The 21,081-nt window shown below is 65.1% G+C and carries 20 protein-coding genes; 6 read left to right on the plus strand and 14 right to left on the minus strand.

The window, feature by feature from the left end; translation table 11 throughout:
* The 4 genes from PMI42_RS25235 to PMI42_RS25250 all read right to left on the minus strand — a co-directional run.
* Window positions 1-1,201 (minus strand): acyltransferase family protein (locus PMI42_RS25235; RefSeq protein ID WP_008139337.1); only part of this gene is annotated, 1,201 nt, incomplete at its 3' end.
* A gap of 1,106 nt (window positions 1,202-2,307) precedes the next feature.
* The gene (gene rpmG, locus PMI42_RS25240; RefSeq protein WP_008139339.1) at window positions 2,308-2,475 is read right to left on the minus strand and encodes a 50S ribosomal protein L33; all 168 of its coding nucleotides are present in this window, start codon (window positions 2,473-2,475) and stop codon (window positions 2,308-2,310) included.
* Window positions 2,476-2,599: 124 nt separating this feature from the next.
* A complete protein-coding gene (locus tag PMI42_RS25245) occupies window positions 2,600-3,925 on the minus strand; it encodes an LLM class flavin-dependent oxidoreductase (protein ID WP_008139341.1) in 1,326 nt (441 codons plus the stop codon).
* Between the two features lie 185 nt (window positions 3,926-4,110).
* A complete protein-coding gene (locus PMI42_RS25250) occupies window positions 4,111-5,448 on the minus strand; it encodes an amidohydrolase (RefSeq protein WP_008139342.1) in 1,338 nt (445 codons plus the stop codon).
* A gap of 159 nt (window positions 5,449-5,607) precedes the next feature.
* Here PMI42_RS25250 and PMI42_RS25255 point away from each other — a divergent pair, with 159 nt between their 5' ends.
* A complete protein-coding gene (locus PMI42_RS25255; RefSeq protein ID WP_008139344.1) occupies window positions 5,608-6,153 on the plus strand; it encodes a hypothetical protein in 546 nt (181 codons plus the stop codon).
* A 60-nt stretch (window positions 6,154-6,213) separates the two neighbouring features.
* Here the strand turns inward: PMI42_RS25255 and PMI42_RS25260 are convergent, their stop codons facing one another.
* The 4 genes from PMI42_RS25260 to topA are packed head-to-tail and all read right to left on the minus strand — an operon-like array spanning window position 6,214 to window position 12,540.
* The gene (locus PMI42_RS25260; RefSeq protein ID WP_008139347.1) at window positions 6,214-6,963 is read right to left on the minus strand and encodes an NUDIX hydrolase; all 750 of its coding nucleotides are present in this window, start codon (window positions 6,961-6,963) and stop codon (window positions 6,214-6,216) included.
* A 27-nt stretch (window positions 6,964-6,990) separates the two neighbouring features.
* Window positions 6,991-7,428 carry a DUF983 domain-containing protein gene (locus PMI42_RS25265; RefSeq protein ID WP_008139349.1) on the minus strand — a complete coding sequence of 146 codons (438 nt, stop codon included), beginning with the start codon at window positions 7,426-7,428 and terminating at the stop codon, window positions 6,991-6,993.
* Complete coding sequence (gene rnr / locus PMI42_RS25270; protein WP_008139351.1) at window positions 7,422-9,779, minus strand: ribonuclease R; 2,358 nt, start codon at window positions 9,777-9,779, stop codon at window positions 7,422-7,424. The genes PMI42_RS25265 and rnr overlap by 7 nt, the downstream gene beginning before the upstream one ends.
* 19 nt (window positions 9,780-9,798) lie before the next feature.
* Window positions 9,799-12,540 (minus strand): type I DNA topoisomerase, encoded by a 2,742-nt coding sequence (gene topA / locus PMI42_RS25275; protein WP_035966600.1) that lies wholly within the window; start codon window positions 12,538-12,540, stop codon window positions 9,799-9,801.
* A 227-nt stretch (window positions 12,541-12,767) separates the two neighbouring features.
* Here topA and PMI42_RS25280 point away from each other — a divergent pair, with 227 nt between their 5' ends.
* Complete coding sequence (locus PMI42_RS25280) at window positions 12,768-13,007, plus strand: hypothetical protein (RefSeq protein ID WP_008139355.1); 240 nt, start codon at window positions 12,768-12,770, stop codon at window positions 13,005-13,007.
* A 57-nt stretch (window positions 13,008-13,064) separates the two neighbouring features.
* Here the strand turns inward: PMI42_RS25280 and PMI42_RS25285 are convergent, their stop codons facing one another.
* Both PMI42_RS25285 and PMI42_RS25290 read right to left on the minus strand, forming a co-directional pair.
* A complete protein-coding gene (locus tag PMI42_RS25285) occupies window positions 13,065-13,619 on the minus strand; it encodes a flavodoxin family protein (protein WP_008139356.1) in 555 nt (184 codons plus the stop codon).
* A 208-nt stretch (window positions 13,620-13,827) separates the two neighbouring features.
* Window positions 13,828-14,295, minus strand: a complete 468-nt coding sequence (locus tag PMI42_RS25290; protein ID WP_008139359.1) for a winged helix-turn-helix transcriptional regulator — start codon at window positions 14,293-14,295, stop codon at window positions 13,828-13,830.
* A 122-nt stretch (window positions 14,296-14,417) separates the two neighbouring features.
* Here PMI42_RS25290 and PMI42_RS25295 point away from each other — a divergent pair, with 122 nt between their 5' ends.
* Complete coding sequence (locus PMI42_RS25295) at window positions 14,418-15,191, plus strand: glucose 1-dehydrogenase (protein WP_008139361.1); 774 nt, start codon at window positions 14,418-14,420, stop codon at window positions 15,189-15,191.
* 176 nt (window positions 15,192-15,367) lie between these two features.
* The gene (locus PMI42_RS25300; protein WP_008139363.1) at window positions 15,368-15,550 is read left to right on the plus strand and encodes a hypothetical protein; all 183 of its coding nucleotides are present in this window, start codon (window positions 15,368-15,370) and stop codon (window positions 15,548-15,550) included.
* A 61-nt stretch (window positions 15,551-15,611) separates the two neighbouring features.
* On the opposite strand, the gene PMI42_RS25305 is transcribed toward PMI42_RS25300, so the two are convergent.
* Window positions 15,612-16,220 carry an FMN-dependent NADH-azoreductase gene (locus PMI42_RS25305; RefSeq protein WP_008139366.1) on the minus strand — a complete coding sequence of 203 codons (609 nt, stop codon included), beginning with the start codon at window positions 16,218-16,220 and terminating at the stop codon, window positions 15,612-15,614.
* An 83-nt stretch (window positions 16,221-16,303) separates the two neighbouring features.
* Between PMI42_RS25305 and PMI42_RS25310 the strand changes: the two genes are divergently transcribed.
* Window positions 16,304-16,714 carry a winged helix-turn-helix transcriptional regulator gene (locus PMI42_RS25310; RefSeq protein WP_008139368.1) on the plus strand — a complete coding sequence of 137 codons (411 nt, stop codon included), beginning with the start codon at window positions 16,304-16,306 and terminating at the stop codon, window positions 16,712-16,714.
* Here the strand turns inward: PMI42_RS25310 and dprA are convergent.
* Window positions 16,711-17,853, minus strand: a complete 1,143-nt coding sequence (dprA, locus tag PMI42_RS25315; RefSeq protein WP_035966602.1) for a DNA-processing protein DprA — start codon at window positions 17,851-17,853, stop codon at window positions 16,711-16,713. The genes PMI42_RS25310 and dprA overlap by 4 nt on opposite strands.
* A gap of 90 nt (window positions 17,854-17,943) precedes the next feature.
* Between dprA and PMI42_RS25320 the strand changes: the two genes are divergently transcribed.
* On the plus strand, window positions 17,944-19,188 hold the full coding sequence (locus tag PMI42_RS25320) for an amidase (protein WP_008139373.1): 1,245 nt from the start codon (window positions 17,944-17,946) through the stop codon (window positions 19,186-19,188).
* Here PMI42_RS25320 and PMI42_RS25325 read toward each other — a convergent pair.
* On the minus strand, window positions 19,180-20,367 hold the full coding sequence (locus PMI42_RS25325) for a patatin-like phospholipase family protein (RefSeq protein ID WP_008139374.1): 1,188 nt from the start codon (window positions 20,365-20,367) through the stop codon (window positions 19,180-19,182). The two genes, PMI42_RS25320 and PMI42_RS25325, sit on opposite strands and share 9 nt — an antisense overlap.
* A 149-nt stretch (window positions 20,368-20,516) precedes the next feature.
* Window positions 20,517-21,077 (minus strand): glycerol-3-phosphate 1-O-acyltransferase PlsY, encoded by a 561-nt coding sequence (plsY, locus tag PMI42_RS25330; protein ID WP_050994415.1) that lies wholly within the window; start codon window positions 21,075-21,077, stop codon window positions 20,517-20,519.
* Window positions 21,078-21,081 lie beyond the last annotated feature (4 nt).

A 21,081-nucleotide genomic window follows, 5' to 3' on the forward strand; every position in this document is an offset into this window, starting at 1 on the left:
GGGGGGGGGGGGGGGGGGGAGCCAATGTCGGGCGTCGCAAGGCCGGACGCGTTTCCGGAAGCTTGCCGAAATGCGAGAGGGCCTGCATCAGGGCGCCTCTGACGGCGGGCTCGATCTGCGCGCAGATGAACCAGCAGACCAGCACGAGCAGGCCCAGCGCGATCCAGACGGCGGAGGTGGCATCCACGCCCGCATCGACGAGCGCTCGGATGATCGCCGTGCCGATGACGTTGTGGGTGAGATAGAGCGGGTAGGTGATCAATCCGAGGGTCCTCAGATACGCGGGGGCTTCGGGAGAAGCGACGCCGGCGGAGTGCCTGGTCCGCTTCGCGGCGCGGGCAATGAGGAATACCGCAGCCGCCCAGACCATGATCGGCACGAGAGCCGATTGATCCGCGATGGCGGGGATGGACGTCAGGAAGAACGAGGCGAAGAAATAGATTTCCGCGGCACCCGACAGGCATGTGATGGCGACGGCGATCTGCTCGAGCGTCGTCAATTCCCTGTTCGCGGAAATGAACAGCCAGATCCCCAGCGCGAAGAAGCAGCCGTGCGTCAGCAGGAACGCCGCGCACGGCACCCGGAACATCAGGATGACGAGATAGGGCAGGTCGGATGGCGTCGTGCAGGACAGCACCAGCAACGCGACGGCGTTGAAGATGGCGCTGTAGATGGTGAGACCGAAAGCCAGGTGCCGCAGGGTGACCTTCTTCGTGAGCATCGCGCAAAACACGAGGCCATAGAACGCCGTCTCGGCCGCCAGCGTCCAGTAGACCTCGTCGAGCCACTGGCCGGTGACGCCCTTGGGCACCATCAACATGGCGTGGATGTAGGGTAGAATGAATTCGGAGGCCGGGCCGCTCCCGAAGAGAAGCAGGACGAGGAAGGTCGCGGTCGCGCAGACCCAGACGGCCGGATAGAGCCGGAGTGCGCGACCGAGCAGAAACTCCCCCGGCGAGGACTGGCTTGCGGAATTCGCGATGACGAAACCGGAAATGACGAAGAAGATCTCAACGCCGACCCAGCCGAACCATGTGAAGGGCGCAGCCGAGGGGTAGAGGACGTCGGCGGCCACGGTGCGCTCGAATCCGGGGACGCCGATCGAGGTCCAGGCCCAGGACCAGAACATCTGGTGAAAAACAGCAACTCCGAAGGCGGCGGCGAAGCGCAGCGGATCCAGCAGGGGCAAATGGCTTTTCACGGCAATGGACCAGGTTCATGCAACGATCCCGCTGGAGATATTGAAGCCGGTCACGGCGCTCTGCGAGGTGGGTCACACTTGGTCCTTCGTGGTCGATATGGGTTTGGGCGGATCAAGCAGCCCGGCTGTCATGCCCGGACGCAGCGCAGCGCCATAGCGCGTGAAGACGCGCGTAAACGCGCTTATGGCGCCGCACCGCGTTCGGACAAGAGAGAGCTGAAGCTCGATCGCAGCAGAAGGCCTGCGGAGAGGAAGACCTAGCGCGTGCGTCCTGACCGCTTGAGATCGGCGACCTTAAACCTGTTGCCGGCCTGCAGGCTGCTGCAGAACCAGTGGGCTCTGTTTCGAAACTCGCCCAGGAACACCTTCGTCTCGACGCAATTCTCGTAGGATGTATGAGTAATGGTGTCTCGGCATGTTGGTGAGAAGGGTCCGTAATTGATATTGCCGCCGGACTCGCTGCAGCCAATCCAGGGCTCCTTGCCGTGCCGGAAGCTTGATGCACAGCCGCCGTTGCAGCTGCTGGCGACTTTCTCCAGGCTGGCAATTCTCCCCATCACAGAACCCGGCGCATAAGACGGCGTCCGCGTGGCTGACGTTGGAACGGTTGACGCAGTCCGGCGCTGCGCCGTTGTGCTTGCTCCCCGCTCCGACACGTGCGGCTTTGCCACCTGCTTCGGCGCATCGACCGTGACAGGGGGAAGCGTGGCGGCGGGGCCTGTTGGAATTTGCGATGCCGCCGGGGCGCACAGCAAGACAGTCGACAGGACAGCGACAGTTGAAGGCACGACAAGGCTTGATGACAATCTCATGACCATGTCCTTCCCAAATCGGGACGGAGCTGCCGTCCCGGTAAGTGCACGGTAACATACATTCTAAAGGGAGCAACCGAGGGTTGACAGAATGTCCGCCGATAACTCGCCGCGCTCAGCTCTCGTGCGCCGGACGCAGCGTAGCGTCACTTCGACGGTGCGCTGCAGAATCCTGGCCCATGCGTCGGACATGTGCCGTGTGGCCGTCCGGGACACGAGAGGGGCCAAAATAAAACGGGGCCCGAAAGGGCCCCGTGAAAGTCTTCAGCTTGTCCGCGATCTTGCTTGATCTTCTTACTTGATCTTGGCTTCGCGGAATTCGACGTGCTTGCGCGCGACCGGATCGTACTTCTTCTTGACCAGCTTGTCGGTCATGGTGCGCGAATTCTTCTTGGCGGTGTAGTAGAAGCCGGTGTCGGCCGAGGACACGAGCTTGACCTTGATGGTGACCGCTTTGGCCATGTTCTGAACCTCAGAAAAGTGGGGAATCTGGAGCCGGCCAAACGGCCCGCGTTGGCCGGCAACCTAGCCAGAAACCGCCTGATGTCAAGATTTTTGGGCCGGAAAAGTACTCAAATCGGGCCCATTACCCCTCGAAGAAGCGGTTTTTCGGCCGCGGCAGGCCCAGATTCTCCCGCAAAGTGGCGCCTTCATATTCTTTGCGGAAAATCCCGCGCTTTTGGAGCTCCGGGACGACCTTGTCGACGAAATCGTCGAGGCCGGCGGGCAGGAACGGGAACATGATGTTGAAGCCGTCCGAGCCGCGCCCGACCAGCCATTCCTCCATCTGGTCGGCAATGGTCTTGGCGGTGCCGACGAAAGCGAGTCCGCCATAGCCGCCGACGCGCTGGGCGAGCTGGCGCACGGTGAGCTTTTCGCGCGCGGCGAGATCGACCATGCGCTGCCGGCCGCTCTTGCTGGCGTTGGTTTCGGGGATCTCAGGGAGCGGTCCGTCCGGATCGAAGCCGGAGGCATCGGTGCCGAGGATGACCGACAACGAGGCGATGGCGCTGTCGTAATGCACGCGGCTGTCGAGCAGTGCGCGCTTTTCCTTGGCCTCGTCGACGCTGTCGCCGACCACGACGAAGGCGCCTGGCAGGATCTTGAGATGTTCGGGGTCGCGGCCGGCCTTCGCCATGCGGCCCTTGATGTCGGCATAGAGTTTTTGCCCGTCGGCGAGGCTGCCGCCGCCGGTAAACACGGCTTCCGCAGTTTCGGCGGCGAGCTGCCGGCCGTCTTCGGAAGCACCCGCCTGCACGATCACCGGCCAGCCCTGTACCGGGCGGGCGATGTTGAGGGGGCCGCGCACCTTGAGATATTTGCCGTTGTGGTCGAGCGTGTGCATCTTGGCGGGATCGAAGAACAGTCCGCTCTCGACGTCGCGCACGAAGGCATCGTCGGCGAAGGAATCCCACAGGCCCGTGACGACATCGTAGAACTCGCGGGCGCGCTTGTAGCGCTCGGCGTGCTCCATGTGATCGTCGAGGCCGAAATTCAGCGCAGCGTCCGGGTTCGACGTCGTGACGATATTCCAGCCCGCGCGTCCCCCGCTGAGATGGTCGAGCGAGGCGAAGCGGCGCGCGACGTGATAGGGCTCGTCGAAGGTGGTTGAGCCGGTCGCGATCAGGCCGATCCGCTCGGTGACGGCCGAGAGCGCCGACAGCAGCGTGAAAGGCTCGAACGAGGTGACGGTGTGGCTGCGCTTGAGCGCGTTGACCGGCATGTTGAGCACGGCGAGGTGATCGGCCATGAAGAAGGCATCGAACCTGCCGGCCTCGAGCTTCTGGATCAGCGTCTTGATGTGGCCGAAGTTGAAATTGGCGTCGGGCCAGGCCCCGGGATAGCGCCAGGCCCCGGTGTGGATGCTGATCGGGCGCATGAACGCGCCAAGCTTGAGTTGCCGTTGTGCCATCGCGCCCTGATTCCGTTCTGGGTGTCGTTCATCAACACATAGGCACGCGTGGGAACTCCGCCATTGGGGCGGGCGGGAAGAATTTTTTGTTTTTCGCAGTCAGCTCAGCACAATCGCGTCATTCCAGGGCGCCACGTGGCGGAGAGCCCGGAGGCCGGCAAGCCGCGATCATTGATCCGAGCGGGCTACTGTCCGCGCGCCCTCTGATCGAAGGCGCTCAGCACGGCGAGCGTCATTGCGGTGACGCCGGTCCGGATGGTCGGTTTCGGCACCGGGGCGAACTGCGGCGAGTGGTTGCCGGGAAGTGGCGGGCCGTTGCCGTTACGTGCGGCGGCAACGCGCTCGGGCTCATAGACGCCGATGTTGAAGAACATCGAAGGCACGCCGGCGTTGATGTATTCCGAATAGTCCTCGCTGGTCGTGTTCGCGGGGCTGATGTTGAACTTGTCGCCGAAGGCCGCTTTCAGCACCCGCTCGGCCTGGCCGACGACAGCGGCATCGTTCACCACCGCCTTGGTCCCCTCGTCGAGATGGATTTCGGGCGCCGGCGCGTCCGCCATCGCCGCTACCGCCTTCGCCGTCCGCTCGATCCCGGCCAGCATCCTGGCGCGCACCTGCGGCTTGTAGCTGCGGATCGTGCCGAACAGCCTGGCCTCGTCGGGGATGATGTTGCCGGCAGTGCCGGCGTGGATCGCGCCGATGGTGACAAGGCCGAATTCGGTCGGGTCCTTCTCGCGGCTGATCACGCTCTGCACGTCGACGACGAAGCGGGATGCCATCATCACGGGATCGATGGTGGCCTGCGGTATCGCGCCATGGCCGCCGCGGCCGAGGAATTTGATGAAGAGACCGTCGACATTCGACGATCCGACCCCGACCCGATAGGTCACCGAGCCGTAGGCTCCACTGCCATCGTGCAGGGCAAAACCCGCGTCCGGTTTCGGAAAGCGGGTGAACAGGCCATCGTCGATCATCGCCTTTGCGCCCGCGACCTCTTCCTCGGCGGGCTGCGCGATGAACATCAACGTCCCGTGCCACTGGTCCTTGATGCCGACCAGGGTCTTCGCCGTGCCGACCCAGCTCGCCATGTGGATGTCATGGCCGCAGCTATGGGCGACGAATGTCTCGCGGCCCTGCCAGACCTGCTTGTCGCGGCTGGCATAGGGCAGGCCGGTCTTCTCCTCCATCGGCAGCGCATCGAGCTCGGTGCGAACCATGATGGTGGGACCGTCGCCGTTACTGTAGATGGCAACAAGGCCGGTCTTGCCGACGTGCTCGGTGACCTCAAAGCCAATCGCACGCATCTCGGCGGCGAGCTTCGCCGCGGTCTTCTGTTCCTGGAAGGCGAGCTCGGGATGGGCGTGGATGTCCTTGTAGAGCGCGTCGAGCTTTGGATATTCGCTCTCGAAGGAGGTCTCGATCGTTTGCTTCAATTTGGCGACGTCGAGCTCCGCATGGGCGGGCGGCGAGAGCAGGCCGCACAATGCCACGGAAGCGAGCAGAGGCCCTGTGAACCGCGTCATCCGATCCTCCCGTCGTTCAAGCGAACATACCTTCGCCTAGCACATTTTGTCGCATCTTGCCGCATGGAAATGGAAGAAGGGCAGCGGCCCATCGGGCGTTGCTTCGAACCAATCCGGCGCTCGCTCCGACCAAGCCAAGACCCCGTGAGGAAACCTTCAATGGCCGGCGCAATGACAGTGGATGGCGGCATCGTCCGCATCGACCGGCCCATGCCCTGGGTCGGCCGGCTGCTGTCGCTGCCGCTGCTGGGAGCCAGTGGCTATCTGCTCTGGAATGTCGCGCTTGGCCTGCGCCAGGATTTTTCCGGTTTTGGCAGGCTCGCCGATGATCTCGTGCCGGTGCTGGTGTTCACCGGGCTCGGGCTGCTCGTCGGCATTCCCGGGCTGATCCTGCTGACCTACCGCACTTTCGTCGTGCTCAACGACACGCTGCGCCAGATCGTGATCACCCGGCAGTTCGGCCCGCTGAATATTCGCAGTGAGCGTGATCTCGCCGACTATCATTTCATCAGCATCACCGACGACTACGATACGGATCTGACGACCTACGACGTCAATCTCTGCGGCAACAACAAGGGCACCGAGCCGATCACGCTGGTGAGCTTCACCAGGCGCGAGGAGGCGGACAGGCTCGCGAGCGAGATCGGCCGTGTGCTCAAGCTGCCAGCGCGCGACTATGTCGGCACCGAGCCGGACGCCGACTGAGATTCTTGTTTTGAAGCGTTTTCTTCACGCGAACCGGTACCCACTTCGCTTGAAAACGCTTCAGCTCAAAATATCCTTCTGCATCTTGCCGCCGTAGAAATGGAAGAACGGCACCGGCGCGTCGTGGCGCAGCGGGCCGGTGGCAAGGCGGCTGTCGAGTTCGTTGAGCACGTTGCGCGTCATCGGATGCAGATCGGCGAGCGGTTTTGAGCCGAGCTCGACCCAGACCAGCTCGACCAGCTCCGCATCGGCATGGATCACGCCGTCGACGCGGTGGGTGATCGCGGAGGCATCCGCGGTGAAGAAGCGGGTGTCGAACCGCTTGACGCGGCCGGGCGGGGTGATCGCGCGCGCGATCAGGAACAGGCTGGAGGGATCGGGCAGCAGGCCTGCATCCGCGAACGGCTTCCAGGCACCCTCCAGCTTCGCCTTGCCCTCACTCTTGCGCCCGAGACAGAGGCCGGTCTCCTCGCAGGCCTCGCGGATCGCGGCAATCGCCAGCGATTTGGCGCGCGAGGCCGGCGTCTTCGGGCTGCCCTTGGCGAGATTGGCTTCCAGCTCCGCGGTGATCGGCGCAGCACAGGGAACGCGATAGTCGTCCTTGTCGACGCGCCCGCCGGGGAAGACGAATTTTCCGGGCATGAACACCACCTTGTCGTGGCGCTTGCCGACCAGGACTTTTGGAGTGGTGCCGCTGCGATCGACCAGGATCAGGGTCGCCGCATCCTTCGGGCGGAAATAGGGATGGTGGTCGGCTTCCTTGCCCTCGTGGATCTTCGCCTTCTCGGCGGCCTGCGAAATATCCGTCATGTCCTCACCCAGACTGCTTTTTGATTATTACACCGGCGGAATACCATCCGGAGGGTTCTCGTCAAAGCCGTGCATGCGCAGAGCCCATTGCAATCCGACCACGGCGCCCTTCACCGGCTGGAGCAGTCCGAGCGAGGCGAAGAACGTGAAAGGCAGATAGGCGGCAAAGCTGAGCCAGACCGGCGTGGTGTAATTGGTCTCGATCCACAAAATGGTGGGCACCACGATGTGGCCGACGATGACGATGACGAGATAGGCCGGCAGATCGTCGGCGCGATGCGGCGTGAAATCGAGGCCGCAGACCGAGCAATTGTCCGCCGTCTTCAAAAAAGCGCGGAACAGCTTGCCTTCGCCGCAGCGTGGGCAGCGGCCGCGAAAGCCGCGCTTCATCGCGGTCCAGACGTCGCGCTTCTCGACGAGGCCGGTCTCGCGCGTCCAGATTTTTGGGGCTGTGCTCGTCACCATGCCTTGCCCTTCTGACCCCCGCCTTTGCCCTTGTTCTTTCCCTTGCCTTTCTTCGGCTTGCCGGGTTTCGGCTTCGGCGGCTTGCGTTTTCTCTCCGGGCTGCGCCCGGGATGTGCCTTGAACGAGGGACGGCGCTGCGGGCCGGATGGCCTGCGGTCGCGCGGCGCGGTCTCGCCGGAGGACGACAGCAGCTCGAAGCGGAGCGCGCCCGCAATGGGGGCGGCCTCGATCAGACGGACGTCGACGACGTCGCCCAACTGATACATGGTGCGGCTGCGGGTGCCGACGAGGGCGTGGCGGCCCTCGTCATAGTTGAAATATTCCGTGCCGAGGGATCGGATCGGGATCAGGCCGTCGGCGCCGGTCTCGGCGAGCTTGACGAACAGGCCGGCGCGCGTGACGCCGGAGACGCGGCCCTGGAACGTCGAGCCGATGCGGTCGGCGAGGTGATGGGCGATCAGGCGGTCGACGGTCTCGCGCTCCGCCTTCATCGCGCGCCGTTCGGTCACCGAGATGTGGGCGGCGACCTCACTCAAGGTTTCCGGCGTCTCGGTGTCGGGCAGGGCGCCTTCACCGAGCCCGAGCGCGCGGACCAGCGCGCGGTGCACGACGAGGTCGGCATAGCGGCGGATCGGCGAGGTGAAATGCGCGTAGCGGCGCAGGTTCAGCCCGAAGTGCCCATAATTCTCCGAGGAGTATTCCGCCTGTGCCTGGGCACGCAGCACGACCTCGCTCACCAGCGGGAAGTGGTCGTGGCCTTCGAGCTGGGCCAGCACGCGGTTGAACAATGCCGGGCGCAATGCCCCGCTTTTCGCGAAGGGAACGTCGAGCGTCTTCAAGAACTCAGCGAGCGCGTGGACCTTTTCCAGCGTCGGCTCGTCATGCACGCGGTAGATCAGCGGCAGCGACTTCTTCTCCAGCATCTCCGCCGCTGCGACGTTGGCGAGGATCATGAACTCCTCGATCAGCTTGTGCGCGTCGAGCCTGTCGGGGACGACGACGCGATCGACCGTGCCGTCGCTCTTCAAGAGGATCTTGCGCTCGGGCAGATCGAGATTGAGCGGATCGCGCTCGTCGCGGGCGCGCTTGACGCAGGCATAGGCGGCGTAAAGCGGTTTGAGGATAGGATCGAGAAGCGGGCCGGTGGTGTCGTCGGGCCGTCCGTCGATCGCGGCCTGCGCCTGCGCGTAGCTCAGCTTGGCGGCCGAGCGCATCAGGATGCGATGGAAGCTGTGCGAGCGCTTGCGGCCATCAGGGGCGATGATCATCCGCACCGCGAGCGCGCCGCGCGGCTCGCCCGGCACCAGCGAGCACAGATTGTTGGAGATGCGCTCGGGCAGCATCGGCACGACGCGGTCGGGGAAATAGACCGAATTGCCGCGATCGAGCGCATCGCGGTCGAGCGCGGTGCCCGGCCGCACGTAGAAGCTCACATCCGCGATGGCGACGTCGACGATGAAGCCGCCCTTGTTGTTGGGATCATCGTCCGGCTGCGCGTGAACCGCGTCGTCGTGATCCTTCGCATCCGGGGGATCGATGGTGACGAGCGGGACGTCGCGCCAGTCCTCGCGCTCCTTCAGGTTTGCGGGCTCCGCCGCTTCGGCTTCGCGCTCGGCCGCGAGGCGGAATTGCAGCGGGATGTCGTGGGCGTAGATGGCGATCAGGCTGATCGCCTTCTCCGACTTGACCGAGCCGAGCTTCTCCTTGACCCGGCCCGAGGCCAGCCCGAAGCTGTGAGTGCGGACGATGTCGACGCTGACAAGGTCGCCGTCCTGCGCGCCATGCGTGTCGGCCGCGGCGATGTTCAGCTCGCGGTCGGCAGCCTTCTTGTCGACCGAGACCAGCCGTCCGCCGCCTTCGGGCAGACTGCGGAACACGCCGAGGATGCGGCTCTTCGTCTTGTCGAACACCTTGATGATGTGGCCGCGATAGGCCGGACCTTCGGTCTCGCTGGTCGGCTCGACGCGCAGCAGCACGCGGTCGCCGACACCGGCGGCGGTGCCGGGCTTCGGCCGGCGCGGCATCACGATGAGGATTTTTGGCGGCTCGCCGCTTTCGACCTCGTCCCATTCGGTGGGGGAGGCGATCAACTCGCCATCGCCGTCGCGGCCGCTGATGTCGGCGACCAGCGTCGACGGGAGCGCATCCGGCTCGGAGACCTTGTGGCGTTTCTTCTTGATGGTGCCGTCGTCGGCGAGCTCGCGCAGCAGGCGCTTGAGCTCGATGCGATCGGCATTCTTCAGGCCGAACTCGCGCGCAATTTCGCGGGTTCCGACCTTTCCGGGATTTGCCTTGATGAAGGCGACGATGGCTGCCCTGTCGGGAAAGCCATGGTCATTCTTGCGTTTCACTTAACCTCTAATTCTTGATCTAAGTCTTGCCGGCACTCTTCTTGGCCGGAGCTTTGGCGGCAGCCGCCTTGGTCGGCGACGTCTTTGCGGTCGTCGACACGGCGGCGCGCGCCTTGCTGGTGGATTCGGATTTGGCCGCGGCTTTCTTCGCGGCCGGTTTCTTTGGTTTGGGCGGGGCGTCATCGCCGTCCGCGGCCTTCGCCGCAGACTTCTTGGCCTTGGCCGGCTTGGCCGCCTTCTTCGGTTTCTTGCCGCCGCCCTTGGCCGCACGCTCGTCGATCAGCGCGATCGCCTGCGGCAGCGTGACGGCGTCCTTTTCGAACTCGGCGGGGATCGTCGCGTTGACGCCGCCTGCGGTGACATAGGCGCCGTAGCGGCCGCTCTTCACGGTGACGGTGCCGAGCGTCGGATGATCGCCGATCGCCTTGCCGGGATCGGCGCCGAAGCGGCGGCTCGGACCCTTCGCGACCTTCTCGGCGATCAGCGTGACCGCGCGGTTGAGACCGATGTCGAAGACCTCGTCGCCGGCCTCGAGGCTGGCATAGGTCTTCTCGTGCTTCACGAACGGCCCGAAGCGGCCGAGGCCCGCGGTGATCGGCTCACCGGTTTCCGGATGCTTGCCGATCTCGCGCGGCAGCGACAACAGCTTCAGCGCAAGCTCGAGCTCGACATCGCCGGGCGAGGTGCCCTTCGGAATGCCTGCGCGCTTCGGCTTCTCGCCTTCCTCGTAATCCTTCTGCTCGCCGAGCTGGATGTAGGGCCCGAAGCGGCCGGCCTTGACCCAGACATCGCGACCCGTGACGGGATCCTGGCCGAGCGAACGATCGGCAGTCTGCTCACTGTCAGCGGCGAGCTGGCGGGTGTAGCGGCATTCCGGATAGTTCGAGCAGCCGACGAAGGCGCCGAACTTGCCGGCCTTCAGATTGAGCCGGCCGTTGCCGCAGCTCGGGCACTGCCTGATATCGCCGCCATCCGCGCGCGGCGGATAGATGTGCTGGCCCAGCATGTCGTCGAGCACGTCGAGCACCTGAGCGACGCGCAGATCCTTGATCTCGTCGACGGCGCCGATGAAGCCGGTCCAGAAATCCTTCAGCACCTGCTGCCAGGAGATCTCGTTGTTGGAGATGCGGTCGAGCTGCTCTTCGAGGCCTGCGGTGAAATCATATTCGACGTAGCGGGCAAAGAAGCTTTCGAGGAACGCGACCACGACGCGGCCCTTGTCCTCGCCGTGCAGGCGCTTCTTCTCCAGCTTGACGTAGCCGCGGTCCTTCAGGACCTGGAGGATCGAGGCATAGGTCGAGGGCCGGCCGATGCCGAGCTCTTCCATGCGCTTGACCAGCGAAGCTTCCGAGAAGCGCGGCGGCGGCTCGGTGAAATGCTGGGTGACGGCGAGCGACTGTCGCTTGAGCGCGTCGTTCGGGCTCATCGCGGGCAGGCGGCGCGAATCCTCGTCCTCCTCGTCGTCGCGGCCTTCCTGGTAGAGCGCCAGAAAACCATCGAACTTGACGACCTGGCCGGTGGCGCGCAGCTCCAGCGTGCGACCGCCGGCTTTCGCCGTGATGTCGACGGTGGTGCGCTCCAGCTCGGCCGATTCCATCTGGCTCGCGATGGTGCGCTTCCAGATCAGCTCGTAGAGCCGGGCCTGATCGGCATCGAGCTTGCGGCTCATGCTGTCGGGGCGGCGGGAGAGGTCGGTCGGGCGGATCGCTTCGTGCGCTTCCTGGGCGTTCTTGGCCTTGGCCTGATATTGGCGCGGGGCCTCCGGCACGTAGGCGTTGCCGTAATCCTCGCCGATCACCTTGCGTGCCTGGGTGATCGCGGACGGGTCGATCTGCACGCCGTCGGTCCGCATATAAGTAATGAGTCCGGTGGTCTCGCCGCCGATGTCGATGCCTTCATAGAGGCGCTGGGCGATGCGCATCGTGTGCGCCGGCGCGAAGCCGTATTTGCGGCTGGCTTCCTGCTGCAGCGTCGAGGTGGTGAAGGGCGCTTGCGGATTGCGCCGGGCGGGTTTTGCGTCGACCGCGGTCACGGCGTAGGCGGCTGTTTCCAGCGCCTTCTTGAAGTCTTCGGCTTCCGCGCCGGTGCCGATGTCGAGGCGCTGGATCTTCTTGCCATCGGCGCCGACCAGACGCGCTTCGAACGCGTCGCCGCGCGGCGTCAGCAGGGTGGCGACCAGCGACCAATATTCGCGGGCGACGAACTTCTCGATCTCGAGCTCGCGGTCGCAGACGAGGCGTAGCGCCACCGACTGCACGCGGCCGGCCGAGCGGGCGCCGGGCAGCTTGCGCCACAGCACCGGGGAGAGGGTGAAGCCGACCAGATAGTCCAGCGCACGGCGCGCCATATAGGCGTCGACCAGCGCGCCGTCGATCTGGCGCGGGTTCTTCATCGCGTCCGTGACGGCCTGCTTGGTGATCGCGTTGAACACCACGCGCTCGATCTTCTGATCCTTCAGCGCACGCTTCTCTTTCATCACCTCCAGCACGTGCCAGGAGATGGCCTCGCCCTCGCGATCAGGGTCGGTCGCCAGGATCAGGCGGTCGGCGTTCTTCAGGGACTTGGCGATATCGTTGAGCCGGCCGGCCGCCTTGGGGTCGACCTCCCAGATCATCTTGAAATTGGCGTCGGGATCGACGGAGCCGTTCTTCGCCGGCAAGTCCCGGACATGGCCGAACGAGGCCAGAACCTCGTAGGACGAGCCCAAATACTTGTTGATCGTCTTGGCTTTCGCCGGCGACTCCACAATGACGATATTCATGTAGTTCCAGTAACTTACGGGGAAAATCCGGGCCGATTTCGACGAGATTCGCGCCGGCCCTTTCGACCCGAACATGGGTGGTGCGACCCTCGCTGTCAAATCAGGGGGTGTTGAAAGCCGCCCCAATGGGAAAAGTTTCATATCGAGAAAGTTGCGAAATACCACCTTGGAGTTGTGGCTGGTGTCGGCGTAGAGTTCCCCCGGGGCATGGATTCGGGTGGGGTCTGGTGACTAAGCCAGGAAGGAAACGAGCGCGCGCCGGGTCCGGCGCGCGGGGAGGCTCGCGCAACGAGGAACCGGGGGAGGGCGGCGTCGAGGAGGCGGTCGCCTTCATCGCCGAGCAGGTCGGAGCTTTGCGCAAGCTCGCCGAGCGCCACAAGCTCGATGTGCTGCATTATCTCCTGGGGATGACCAAGCTGGAGGCCGACGAGCACCTGCGGCTGCGGAGCAAGCGCAAGCTGTCGTAGTGGCGATTGCACTTCGCAGCATCAGGGCTGCGGCAAACGCTCACAATGACGGCGTGGTTAGCCGTTGCGGACAGCCATCTTGGCCAATCGCCGGCCGAGATATTCGGCCGTGCTGATGTCGCTCGGTGGCAACGCGCCGTCGACCAGGTGTGTCGCCAGGCCAAGCTGGCTGCCCAGGCGATTGCGGCCGCCCGGATCCTCGCCGCCGGGAATATCCAGTCCGCACCAGAGCATGCCGTGCTGCGCGGCCAGAATGGAGAAGTAGGTCAAAGTGTGGAGTTGATCGCCGCTTGCGCAAGCGCCCGCGGTGAATCCCGCTGCAATCTTGTTGGCCCACGCCTGCTTGCTCCATCTGTCGCTCGAAGCGTCCGCAAACGCTTTGAATTGCGCCGCGGGTCCGCCCATATAGGTGGGACTGCCAAACGCGACCGCGCCAGCGCGGTCAATCGTTTCCAGCAATTTCTCATTCCGAAACCGGCCCGACACGATGTCGTCGCCTGTGACGCGACAAAGCGCGACGTCCGCCAGGCCATCCGCTCCGCGCGCCGCCGCGTGCGCCAGCTTCTCGGTGGTGCCGGAGATGGAAAAATAGACGATGGCGAGCAGGGGCATGGTGGTGCGACTTTGGGTATCCAGCCATCTTCAGCGGCATCGATATTTTGTACAAGTCTTTCCACGCAGTGGCGGCAGCAACGTAGCCCGGATGGAGCGAAGCGTAATCCGGGATTCGCGCGGGGGATAAAGCGCCCCCGGATTGCGCTTCGCTCCATCCGGGCTACGGGAAACGCTCGCAATCACGGCGTGGTCGCAGGCGTGCCCATCAGGCCGATCGCCGCCGCGGTGCAGGGCGTCGCTTCACCATCGTATCCGCCTGACTGAGCAACCGGCCGTCTTCCGCGCGCAGCTCCAGCTTCCGCACCGGGCGGCCTTTCTCACGATCGACCAAAATCGTCGCGATTTCCTCAGGCCGATCGTCGAACGCCTCGCTCCATTGCCGCAGCGCGACCAGGATCGGGAAGGTGCCGCGGCCTTTCGGCGTCAGCACATATTCCTGATAGGCGCTGCCGTCGGAGGCGGGGACGGTTGCCAGAATGCCGTGCTCGACCAGCGAACGCAGCCGGGCCGACAGGATGTTCTTGGCCATGCCGAGCTTGCTCTGAAACTCACCGAAGCGGCGCAGGCCGAACAGCGCTTCGCGGATGATCAGCAGCGACCACCAGTCACCGATCGCTTCCAGCGAACGCGCGATCGGGCAGGAATCGCCCTCGAAGCTGGTTCTCTTCACCATCGTCTTTCGTCCTGTCGCATTCGCACGATTGCGGCGGCGATCACGCGCTTGTGTGGTTGCATCATAAAACCAAATGGCCTAGATCGCAACATAGTTTCATCATGAAACCACTGGAGGCGAGCGTGAGACTGAAGAACAAGACGGCACTGATTACGGGCGGCAACAGCGGCATTGGGCTTGCGACCGCAAAACTGTTCGTGGCCGAGGGCGCCAAGGTGGTGATCACCGGGCGCAACAAGGAGACGCTGGCGGCTGCCGCGAAGGAGCTCGGGGCGAACGCGCTGGCCGTGGCGGCGGATGCCACCGACATCGCCGCGACGGAAGCTGCGATCAGGCAGGGCGCCGAGAAGTTCGGCAAGTTCGACATCGTGTTTGCCAATGCCGGCATTCCCGGGGGCACGCCGCTGGGCTCGGCGACGCTTGACGTCTTCGAGAAGGTGATCAGCACCAACCTCACCGGCGTGTTCTTCACGGTGCAGTCCGCGTTGCCCTACCTCAACGACAACGCCTCGATCATCCTCAACGGCTCGGTCATCTCCGTGCTCGGCATTCCCGGTTACTCCGCTTACGGTGCGGCGAAGGCCGGCGTGCGGGCGATGGCGCGGATCATGGCCTCGGAACTGTCGCCGCGCGGTATCCGCGTCAACGTCGTGGCGCCCGGTGCGATCCGCACGCCGATCTGGGGCGCTGCGGTCGCAACGCCGGATGCGGAGAAGGCATTCGAGGCGCGCATCGCGCTGTCGACGCCGCTCGGCCGCATGGGCGAACCCGATCACATTTCGAAGACGGTGCTGTTCCTCGCCTCCGACGATGCCGCCCACATTCAGGGCCAGGAGATATTCGTCGACGGCGGCGCTGTCGCTTCGCCGGCCGGCGCACCGATCTATCGCGGCTGATCAATTCAAGTGCGAATTGAATCGGCCGGCGCCACCACGTCGGTTGCGCCGGCCGGTTCCCTCGTCCTGCGAGGCGTATTTTCTGAACCTTTCCGTGAGGTGTTGAACCTTCGCATATGCTGCCAAGACCCTTTTACGGGCAGGGGGTCATCAGACTCATTTTCAGGGAGCCCGTGATGCCAAAGGCAGCTCGCATTTTTTCGTCGATTTCAGAACCGCGCATTTACACCGAACGTTCCGCCATTCCCGCCAAACGCTCCGACACGTCCGAGTTCATCGGGGTCGCTATTGTTGCCGGCATCGGCCTGTTCATTTCGCTCATCGCGGTCATCCTCGGCGTGCAGGGCGCCTGGTTTTAACGCCGCCGATCGGTCCAGCCGCCGCCGGAATCGGCAGCGGCTGTTGCGGCTGGCGTGATCTTCAGGCCGCGTGCAGGCTGGTTGCCGCCTGCAGCGCGCCGGCAATCGCTTTCTCGCGATGCTCCGGCCCAACCTGGATGCCGTCGGCAATGATGAATTCAGGATTCGTGATGCCCATGAAAGCGAACACGCCGCGAAGATAGGTTTCGAGGTGCTCCAGCGCTGCGGCCGGCGAGCCCGCGCCGTAATAGCCGCCACGCGAGATCGCGACGATCACGCGCTTGCCGCCAGCCAGGCCCTGCGGGCCGTTCGCGTCATATTTGAACGTCTTCCCCGCCACCAGGACGCGGTCGATCCAGGCCTTGAGCTGGCTCGGAAGCGTGAAATTGTACATGGGTGCGCCGATCACGACGATGTCGGCATCGAGGAATTCGTTCAGCACGGCCGCGCTGGCGGCCAGGTCCGGTCCCAGTTCCGCCGGCGCGGGCGCGCCTTGGGCCGCCGCCAGATGCGAGCCGGAGAGGTGGGCGAGCGGGGTCTGGGTCAGGTCGCGGTAGACGAGGTCGAGAGACGGGGTTGCCTGCCGCAGGCGGTCGACGATGGCGGCGGAAACCTGCCTGGACACGGAGTGGGGGCCGAGCACGCTGGAGTCGAGATGGAGCAGTTTCATTTGGGTCATCCATGGTATAGATTTGTAACCCGAACTACATGAGTGACTGTCGAAATCCCCGCAAGAACGCACTTTTTTGAGCCATGGGCACATCATTGACACCTGAGAACACCGATTTGCCTGTGCAGCGGATGCCGGATCGCGACCATTCCGACTGCCGCGGCGTTGCCTCGATCCTCGCCCGCGTCGGCGACAAATGGAGCGTGTTCGTCATCATGATGCTGAGCGACGGGCCGAAGCGCTTCAACGAGCTCAAGCGCATGATCAACGGCATCTCGCAGCGGATGCTGACCTTGACCTTGCGCGGGCTCGAGCGTGACGGCCTCGTCACGCGCACGATCTTCCCGACCATTCCGCCGCGCGTGGATTACGAGCTGACCGAGCTTGGCCGCGGGCTCCAGCAGCCGGTGATCGCGCTCGGGATGTGGGCGAAGGAGCATCAGGAGCAGATCGCGGCGGCGCGGACGCGCTTCGACGAGCGGAACGGCGGCTAGAGCAGCGACACCAATCCGCCGCCGTGACGTTCGAGCCGGCCGCCGAGTTCGAGCTCCAGCAGCACGGTGCGCACGATCGCCGGTGAGGCGCCGGACATCCGCACGAGATCGTCGATCCCGATCGGCACGGGGCCGAGCAGGCCGGTGATCTGGTCGCGGTCGTGCGCTTGCGGATCGCTCTCGAACGGCTCGCTGTCGGGCTCGCGCGCAGGAAGCATCAGCGGCCGCTCCATGATCGGGGCGACGGCGTTGACGATGTCGGCGGCTTCCGTGACGAGCGTTGCGCCCTGCTTGATCAGGTCGTTGGTGCCGGCCGCGCGCGGGTCGAGCGGTGAGCCCGGCACCGCGAACACCTCGCGGCCCTGTTCGGCGGCCATGCGCGCGGTGATCAGCGAGCCGGAGCGATGGGCTGCCTCCACCACGACCACGCCGAGCGAGGCGCCCGAGATCAGCCGGTTGCGGCGGGGAAAGTCCCGCGCGCGCGGTTCGTGGCCGAGCGGCATTTCCGAGATTGCCGCACCCGCATGGCCGAGGATCGCTGCGAGCAGATCGCCATGTTCGGGCGGGTAGATGCAGTCATGGCCGCCGGCGAGCACGGCAATCGTGCCGCTCTCGATGCTGGTGCGATGCGCGGCCTGGTCGACGCCGCGCGCCAGCCCCGAGATGACGACAAAGCCGGCCTCGCCAAGCTCGCGGGCGAGCTGGCCGGCGAATTTCAGCCCGGCGCCGGAGGCGTTGCGCGAGCCGACGATGGCGATCATCGGCCGCATCAAGGTCGCGTTGTCACCGCGCACCGCAAGCAGCGGCGGCGCATCGTCGATCATCGCCAGCCGCGCCGGGTAGCCGTCCTCGCCCGGCGCCAGCCAGGCAATGCCGAGCTTGCGGCTGGCGGCAAGCTCGGCCTTCGCCTCATCCGCGCTACAGATGCGTCCCGACCGCTGCGCACCGCCGCGGCGGGCGAGATCAGGCAGCCGCTCCAGCGCAGCGCGCGCCGTGCCGAAATGATCGACCAGCGACTTGAAGGTGCGCGGCCCGACATTGTCGGAGCGGATCAGCCGCAACCGGTCGATCCGCTCGGCCTCGGTCAGCTCCACGCTTGGGTTGATGGCGTCCACGGCGTCTCCTTGTGGGAGCAGCATGGAACAACCTGAGGGCGTGGGCAACAGGGACGTGCGCTTGCGCGGCTCCTTCGCGATGCTAAAAGCGATGGCAATAAGAAGGGTTTTACCATGATCTCACTCGCCGACCTCCAGCGCCGCATTGAAGCGGGCGAACTTTCGCCCGATGACGCCATCGCCCAGTCGCACGCGGCGATCGAGGCCAAAGAAAAGGACGTTCGCGCCTTTGTCCGGCACGACAAATCGGCAAGAGCGCAAGCCTCCGGGCCGCTGCGCGGGATCGCGGTGGGGATCAAGGACATCATCGACACCGCCAACATGCCGACCGAGATGGGCTCTGAGATCTATCGCGGCTGGCAGCCGCGGTCGGACGCGCCCATCGTGATGATGCTGAAGCGGGCGGGCGCCAGCATCATCGGCAAGACCACGACGACGGCGTTTGCCTCGCGCGATCCGACGGCGACGCTCAATCCTCACAATCTCGGCCACACGCCGGGCGGCTCGTCCTCGGGCTCGGCGGCCGCCGTCGGCGCCGGCATGATCCCGTTGGCGCTGGGGACCCAGACCGGCGGCTCGGTGATCCGTCCCGCCGCCTATTGCGGGGCTGCGGCGATCAAGCCGTCATTCCGCATGCTGCCGACCATCGGCGTCAAATGCTACTCTTGGGCGCTCGACACGGTCGGCCTGTTCGGATCGCGCGCTGAGGATCTCGCGCGCGGATTGCTGGGGATCACCGGCCGCACTGAATTCGACGGCATCGTTCCGGCCAAGGCGCCGCGCATCGGCGTGGTCAGGCAGGAATTTGCCGAGGCCGTGGAGCCGGCGGCCGAGGAGGGCTTGCAGGCGGCGATCAAGGCGGCCGGGAAGGCCGGCGCCAGTGTGAAGACCATCGACCTGCCTGAAGCGGTGCAGGAGGCCTGGCGCATCCATCCCATCATCCAGGATTTCGAGGCGCATCGTGCGCTCGCCTGGGAGTTTTCGGAACATCACGACGAGATCGCGCCGATGCTGCGCGCCAGCCTCGATGAGACCGTCGGCTTGACGCCGAGGGAATATGACGACGCACGTCGCATCGCCCGTCGTGGCCGCCGCGAACTCGGCGAGCTGTTCGAAAGTTTCGACGTGCTGCTGACCTATTCGGCGCCGGGCACCGCGCCGGCCAAGGAACTCGCCTCGACCGGCTCGCCCCGTTACAACCGGCTGTGGACGCTGATGGGCAATCCTTGCGTCAACGTGCCCGTGATGAAGGTCGGCGGCCTGCCGATCGGCGTGCAGGTGATCGCGCGCTTCGGCAATGATCCCGTCGCGCTTGCGGCGGCGTGGTTCCTGGAGGATGCGCTGGCGAAATCAGGCTAGCGCGGGTTCGGTGACGGGCAGGGCGCGCTGGGCATCGGCGCTCGCGGTGCCTTGCCCGAGCCAGCGCTCGGCGGCTTCGCGGCCGCTCCGGTGCAGCGTGCGAATGAAGCCGCGGCCGAGATCGGTCGAGGAGCGCTGCGCCAGGCCGTCGACGAAGTCTTCTGCGGCGATCCTGGAGAGCCGCAGCGAAGGCGCCGCGTCCGACTGTGCCCATTCGATCGCCGCGATTTCGGCATTGAGGACGGCATTGGCCGCGATCTGATCGAGCCTGCGATCGATCGCGGCGAGGGTGATCGGCACATAGCTGTCGCGGGACGGCGTCACTTGGACCAGCAGCACATCCGTCGCGGCGGACCCCTGCACCAGTTTCACGAGCGGCGGATTGCCGCCATAGCCGCCATCCCAATAACTCTCGCCGTCGATCTCGACGGCGCAGTGAACCAGCGGCGGGCAGGTCGAGGCCAGCGCGACGTCGGCGGTGATGTCGTCGTTGCGAAAGATCTGCTGCTGGCCGTCGCGGATTCGCGTGGCCGCGATCAGGAGCTTTGGGCAGGCCGCATCGCGCAGCACCGCAAAATTGATGTCGCGCGACAGTGCCTGCCGCAGCGGATCGAGATCGAACGGATCGAACTGGCCGGAGCGCAGCGTCGGCCCGAACGCGACCGAGCTTCCCGCCGGCGAGAAACCGCCGACCAGCATCAGCGAGCGGAACGAGGCCTCGTGCATCAGCCGGACCCAGAACCGGTTCAGCCGCGCGCGCGCCGCTTCGCGGCCGCCCTCGGCGAGGCCGCAAGCCAGCAGCAGCGCGTTGATGGCGCCCGCGCTGGCACCGCTGATCGTGTCGATCTCGATGGTTTTCTCTTCCAGCAGCCGCTCGAGCACCCCCCAGCTGAAAGCAGCAAAGGTGCCGCCACCCTGCAGCGCCAGCGACACTCTGCGCGGTGGCCAGGGCTTGGAGCAGACCTGCTCGGGCACGAGCGGCGCGGTGATCGAGATTACGCTAGCCGGGAGCGTCGTGGGCGTGATGGGAGCGGGATGCTGCAAAGGCCTGGGGGCCGCGGGAGCCGGCGCTGGGGCCGCGGACCAGATATCCGTTGCCGACAGCATCCGGCTGGCCGCGGTGCGCGCAGCACCGTGCGAACAGCTTTCATCAGGCACATCGACGATTGTCTTGCTCATTAGCGAGCACCGCGTAATGCCATTCCACTGTCAGGATGACAGGGATGGAACCCGTTCACTACAGATGCCGTGATTCGGGCGGCAGTTGCGAACAGGATTCGACATACAACGCAGGCATGGCGCTACGGTATCCGTAAGACAACCGGACTTCAGGCCTTCTCGCCGATCCGGCTTTCCTTGCCTGCTTGCAATCGCTTGATGTTCTCGCGATGCGCGTAGAACAGCAGCAGGGTCAGCACCGCCGATAGCGCGGACAGCGCGAGGTGGCCGAACCACCACAGGAATATCGGCGTGATGAAGGAGGCCACCAGCGCCGAGAGCGAGGAATAGCGGGTGGTGAAGGCGGTCGCCAGCCAAAGCACGCAGAACACCAATGCGGCCGGCCAGAACAGGCCGAGCAGGATGCCGATATAGACGGCGACGCCCTTGCCGCCTCTGAACTTGAGCCAGACCGGGAAGAGATGGCCGAGGAAGGCGCCGAGGCCCGCCACCATCGCGGCATTGGGGCCTGCGAAATAGCCGGCGATGACCACGGCCACGGTGCCCTTGAGCGCATCGAGCAGCAGGGTGCCGGCGGCAAGGCTCTTGCGTCCGGTGCGCAGCACATTGGTCGCGCCGATGCTGCCGGAGCCGATCGAGCGGATATCCTGCGTGCCGGCAAGCCTGGTCAGGACCAGCCCGAATGGAATCGAGCCGAGGAGGTAGCCGATGGGG

The sequence above is a fragment of the Bradyrhizobium sp. YR681 genome (assembly GCF_000282615.1).
Taxonomy (GTDB): Bacteria; Pseudomonadota; Alphaproteobacteria; order Rhizobiales; family Xanthobacteraceae; genus Bradyrhizobium.